Below are 4728 nucleotides of genomic sequence, written 5' to 3'. Positions count from 1 at the left end.
TCAGTTAACAGATATTCAACTGACCCACCGTATTCGCGAGCAAGCCCGCTCCCACAAGGTTTTGCAGTGAATCAGTCAGCTGCGAGCCACGACCCGCAACACCAAAAAATGACGCCCAAGTCACAATTCCACGCATCCCCCCGCCCCCACGGCGATTTATGTAGTGACCAAAAATAATCACTACATAATCGTTGACGTAACCTTTTTGTCCTTGCATTATCGAGACGTCTCCCGGATCGGGAACGTTGGTAACAAGCGTTTTGAAAGAGCTCGTCTGACCGCCGAGCTGTTTTTTCCGGATGTGCACTGCCCACAAGGCAGATTGATGAAGCTGACCGGCCCGCAAGGATCGGTACAAGGAGCTCAAACGCTGCTTGTCTTCGTTATGAAACCATTGCGTAGCAGTTCATCAGCAAGACTACATGCATCAGGTTCAAGACCCTGCCCGTATTCGGCAGACCGTCACTGACGCCCGGTTTTCGTAACCGGAGACAACTAAGCAGTTTTAACGAATCAATTGATAGATCGCCAACTGGTCAAGGGGCTTACACATGAATCTGAACAACCAACCAACTATCGACGAATTGGCTGAGATGTTCGCAGCGCAGAAAGACACACTCGACGACCATATCCTGTGGATTGGCAAATCGGGCGAAGTGCAACTTGACTGCCTGGCGCCCAATACCCAAGAAGCCGAATTTGACCGCAATAACCGTGAACTGGCAGCGCGCCTGAAGGTGTACCGCCGGGGCCAGGGTTATGTCGGCAAGAAGGCTGCGGCTGATCGCAACTTTATCGAACAAGTATTCGACACACTTAACAATGCCTGGGCAACCGTCAAGGACAGCTCGCAAGTTAAAGTGATTGATCGCTACTACTAAAAAGTAACTTGTACACTCCTGTGGGAGCTGGCTTGCCAGCTCCCACACTTGTTTGTGGTGTATTCAGAACGTCGGAAACCGCCCCTTCGCCGCCTCATCCCGAAAGATATCAAACAGCACTTGTGCCGCCGCCGACAGTTCATGCCCCGGTTTGGTCAGCACACCTATCGGGCGCTCGATCACCGGATCGCACAATGTGATGCAATGGGCACCCGCCTCTTCCATCTGCCGCGCGCACAACGCGGGCACGGCGCTGACCCCCAAACCGCTCGCCACCATCTTGCCCACCGTCGCCAGTTGATGGCTTTCCAGCGCCACCGGCAGCTTCATCTGCAAGGCACCCAGGTGCTCCTCCAGCATCACGCGCACGGTCGAAGGCCGTTGCAAGGTGATGAAGGGATGTTCCAGCAGGGTTTTCCAATCAACTTCACTGCAGTGCGCCAGCGGCGAATCGCCCGGCACCACGGCAATGAAACGGTCCAGATACAGCGGCGTAAACGCCAGCGAAGATCCCTCCGAGGGCTCGAACGCCACACCCAACTCGACCTGACGGTCGCGCACCATCTCCAGCACCTGCTCGTTAATCAAGTCATGCACGGTCACATTCACCTGAGGATAACGCGCGCGGAATATCTTCAGGATCGGCGGCAGCAGGTTGCCGGCAAACGAGGGCATCGCCGCCACCGTCACCCGCCCGCGTTGCAGGGTGAAGCGCTGGCGCAGTTCGTCTTCGGCGTTGTCCCAATCGGCAATCAAGCGGCGTGCCAGGGGCAACAGGGATTCACCTTCGGGCGTGAGCGCGACGTTGCGGGTATTGCGACTGAACAGGCGCCCGCCCAGCCCTTCTTCCAGGCCCTTGATGGTCAGGCTGAGGGCCGATTGGGAGAGGTGCAGACGCTCGCAGGCGGCGGCAAAACTCAGGCTCTGGGCCACGGCGAGAAAGGCGCGCATCTGTTTAACGGTCATGAGGCTGCTCCGGGCGACGGCTCGACTATGCTGTTTTTTAAATCAATCAACCTTAAAAAACAACTTAACAAATCAATCCAGCAGCGCAACACTCGATCCATTGGCTGGCCCACAAACAATAAAAGAGGTGCATATGGCAGGTTTCGATAAACGCGTGGCGTCCTATGAAGAAGCGCTGGCAGGCCTGGAAGACGGCATGACCGTGCTCTCCGGTGGTTTTGGCCTGTGCGGCATTCCAGAAAACCTCATCGCCGAGATCAAGCGCAAAGGCACCCGCGACCTGACCGTGGTTTCCAACAACTGCGGCGTCGATGGTTTTGGCCTGGGCGTGCTGCTGGAACAAAAGCAGATCAGCAAGGTGATCGCGTCCTACGTCGGCGAAAACGCCCTGTTCGAAAAGCAGTTGCTCAGCGGCGAGATCGAAGTGGTGCTGACCCCCCAAGGCACCCTGGCAGAGAAAATGCGCGCAGGCGGCGCCGGCATCCCGGCCTTCTTCACCGCCACCGGCGTCGGCACGCCCGTTGCCGAGGGCAAGGAAACCCGCGAATTCAACGGCCGCCCGTACCTGATGGAAGAATCCATCACCGGCGACTTCGCCATCGTCAAAGGCTGGAAAGCCGACCACTTCGGCAACGTCATCTATCGCCACACCGCCCAGAACTTCAACCCGCTGGCCGCCACTGCCGGCAAGATCACCGTGGTCGAAGTCGAGGAAATCGTCGAACCGGGCGAGCTGGACCCGGCGCAGATCCACACCCCTGGCATCTACGTCGACCGGATCATCTGCGGCACGTTCGAGAAGCGCATCGAACAGCGCACCGTGCGCAAATAATCCGCCTCCAGCCCGAACAATAAGGACTCAGAACATGGCTCTTACCCGCGAACAAATGGCTCAACGCGTCGCCCGCGAAATGCAGGACGGTTTCTACGTCAACCTCGGTATCGGCATCCCGACCCTGGTGGCCAACTACATCCCCGACGGCATGGAAGTGATGCTGCAATCGGAAAACGGCCTGCTGGGCATGGGACCGTTTCCGACCGAAGACACCATCGATGCCGACATGATAAACGCCGGCAAACAGACGGTCACCGCGCGCATCGGCGCGTCGATCTTCTCCTCCGCCGAGTCCTTCGCGATGATTCGCGGCGGCCACGTCGACCTCACCGTGCTCGGCGCCTTTGAGGTGGACGTCCAGGGCAACATCGCCTCGTGGATGATCCCCGGCAAACTGGTCAAGGGCATGGGCGGCGCCATGGACCTGGTGGCCGGTGCAGAAAACATCATCGTAATCATGACCCATGCGTCCAAGGACGGTGAGTCCAAATTGCTCAGCCAGTGCAGCCTGCCGCTGACCGGCGCGAATTGCATAAAGCGTGTACTGACGGACCTGGCGTACCTGGAAATCGAAAATGGCGCTTTTGTCCTCAAGGAACGCGCACCTGGCGTCAGCGTTGAAGAGATTGTAAGCAAGACCGCCGGTAAACTGATCGTCCCGGACCACGTTCCAGAAATGCACTTCCAGTGAGGACAGATCTCATGCAAGACGTCGTGATTGTTGCTGCCACCCGCACCGCCGTGGGCAGCTTCCAGGGTTCGCTGGCGAATATCCCGGCACCGGAACTTGGCGCCGCGGTGATCCGTCGCCTGCTGGAGCAGACCGGCCTCGACCCGGCCCTGGTCGATGAGGTGATCCTCGGCCAGGTACTCACCGCAGGCAGCGGCCAGAACCCGGCGCGCCAAGCTTCGATCCTCGCCGGCCTGCCCCATGCAGTGCCGAGCCTGACCCTCAACAAAGTCTGCGGCTCCGGCCTCAAGGCCCTGCACCTGGGCGCCCAGGCCATCCGCTGCGGCGATGCCGAGGTAATCATCGCCGGCGGCATGGAGAACATGAGCCTGGCCCCCTACGTGTTGCCCGCCGCACGCACCGGTTTGCGCATGGGCCACGCCAAGATGATCGACAGCATGATCACCGACGGCCTGTGGGATGCGTTCAACGACTACCACATGGGCATCACCGCCGAGAACCTGGTGGACAAGTACGGCATCAGCCGTGAAGCCCAGGATGCGTTCGCCGCTGCCTCCCAGCAAAAAGCCGCTGCCGCGATCGAAGCCGGACGCTTTGCCGACGAAATCACGCCGATCCTGATCCCCCAGCGCAAAGGCGACCCCGTGGCCTTCGCCGTGGATGAGCAACCCCGCGCCGGCACCACCGCCGAGTCCCTGGGCAAGCTCAAGCCGGCGTTCAAGAAAGACGGCAGCGTCACCGCCGGCAACGCTTCCAGCCTCAATGACGGCGCCGCTGCGGTGCTGCTGATGAGCGCCGACAAGGCCAAGGCCCTCGGCCTGCCAGTGCTGGCGCGCATCGCCAGCTACGCCAACGCGGGCGTCGACCCGGCGATCATGGGCATCGGCCCGGTCTCGGCAACGCGCCGCTGCCTGGACAAGGCCGGCTGGAGCCTGGGCGACCTGGACCTGATCGAAGCCAACGAAGCCTTCGCCGCACAGGCGCTGGCGGTGGGCAAAGAACTGGAATGGGATGCGGACAAGGTCAACGTCAATGGCGGCGCCATTGCCATCGGCCACCCGATTGGCGCCTCAGGCTGCCGCGTGCTGGTGACCCTGCTGCATGAAATGATCAAGCGTGATGCCAAGAAAGGCCTGGCGACGCTGTGCATCGGTGGCGGCCAGGGTGTGGCGCTGGCTCTCGAACGTAGCTGATTGGCAAGAGCACTATTGAAAAGGCCCGGTTCCACGAAAACCGGGCCTTTTCTTTACCCGCTCTATCTGAATGAACACAGTCCAACTGTGGGAGCGGGCTTGTGTGGGAGCGGGCTTGCTCGCGAAGACGGAGTGTCAGTTAAAAATCAAGTGACTGACACC

Annotated in this window: 6 protein-coding genes; 4 read left to right on the top strand and 2 right to left on the bottom strand. The window is 59.8% G+C overall.

The window, feature by feature from the left end:
- Positions 1-4: 4 nt before the first annotated feature.
- Entirely contained in the window at positions 5-217 is a 213-nt protein-coding gene (locus NUV89_RS27715) for a hypothetical protein (RefSeq protein ID WP_257783823.1), read from the bottom strand.
- Positions 218-551: 334 nt separating this feature from the next.
- Here NUV89_RS27715 and NUV89_RS27710 point away from each other — a divergent pair, with 334 nt between their 5' ends.
- A complete protein-coding gene (locus NUV89_RS27710; RefSeq protein WP_257783822.1) occupies positions 552-881 on the top strand; it encodes a hypothetical protein in 330 nt (109 codons plus the stop codon).
- A gap of 63 nt (positions 882-944) precedes the next feature.
- Here NUV89_RS27710 and NUV89_RS27705 read toward each other — a convergent pair whose 3' ends face one another.
- A complete protein-coding gene (locus NUV89_RS27705) occupies positions 945-1847 on the bottom strand; it encodes a LysR family transcriptional regulator (protein ID WP_257783821.1) in 903 nt (300 codons plus the stop codon).
- Positions 1848-1980: 133 nt separating this feature from the next.
- Here NUV89_RS27705 and NUV89_RS27700 point away from each other — a divergent pair, with 133 nt between their 5' ends.
- The 3 genes from NUV89_RS27700 to NUV89_RS27690 are packed head-to-tail and all read left to right on the top strand — an operon-like array spanning position 1981 to position 4566.
- Positions 1981-2679, top strand: coding sequence for a CoA transferase subunit A (locus NUV89_RS27700; RefSeq protein ID WP_058425579.1), 699 nt, complete (start codon positions 1981-1983; stop codon positions 2677-2679).
- 34 nt (positions 2680-2713) lie between these two features.
- Positions 2714-3373 (top strand): CoA transferase subunit B, encoded by a 660-nt coding sequence (locus tag NUV89_RS27695; protein ID WP_017736560.1) that lies wholly within the window; start codon positions 2714-2716, stop codon positions 3371-3373.
- Positions 3374-3384: 11 nt separating this feature from the next.
- Positions 3385-4566, top strand: a complete 1182-nt coding sequence (locus tag NUV89_RS27690) for an acetyl-CoA C-acetyltransferase (RefSeq protein WP_124525181.1) — start codon at positions 3385-3387, stop codon at positions 4564-4566.
- Positions 4567-4728: the final 162 nt, after the last annotated feature.

The sequence above is a fragment of the Pseudomonas sp. 18.1.10 genome, from assembly GCF_024655625.1.
Lineage (GTDB): Bacteria > Pseudomonadota > Gammaproteobacteria > Pseudomonadales > Pseudomonadaceae > Aquipseudomonas.
Note: the sequence above shows the minus strand (reverse complement) of the source record. Positions and strands in the feature narration are given on the sequence as shown.

Coding starts and splice junctions, on each gene's coding strand:
- NUV89_RS27715 (WP_257783823.1), bottom strand. CDS start 217: ATGCAAGGACAAAAAGGTTACGTCAACGATTATGTAGTGATTATTTTT.
- NUV89_RS27710 (WP_257783822.1), top strand. CDS start 552: ATGAATCTGAACAACCAACCAACTATCGACGAATTGGCTGAGATGTTC.
- NUV89_RS27705 (WP_257783821.1), bottom strand. CDS start 1,847: ATGACCGTTAAACAGATGCGCGCCTTTCTCGCCGTGGCCCAGAGCCTG.
- NUV89_RS27700 (WP_058425579.1), top strand. CDS start 1,981: ATGGCAGGTTTCGATAAACGCGTGGCGTCCTATGAAGAAGCGCTGGCA.
- NUV89_RS27695 (WP_017736560.1), top strand. CDS start 2,714: ATGGCTCTTACCCGCGAACAAATGGCTCAACGCGTCGCCCGCGAAATG.
- NUV89_RS27690 (WP_124525181.1), top strand. CDS start 3,385: ATGCAAGACGTCGTGATTGTTGCTGCCACCCGCACCGCCGTGGGCAGC.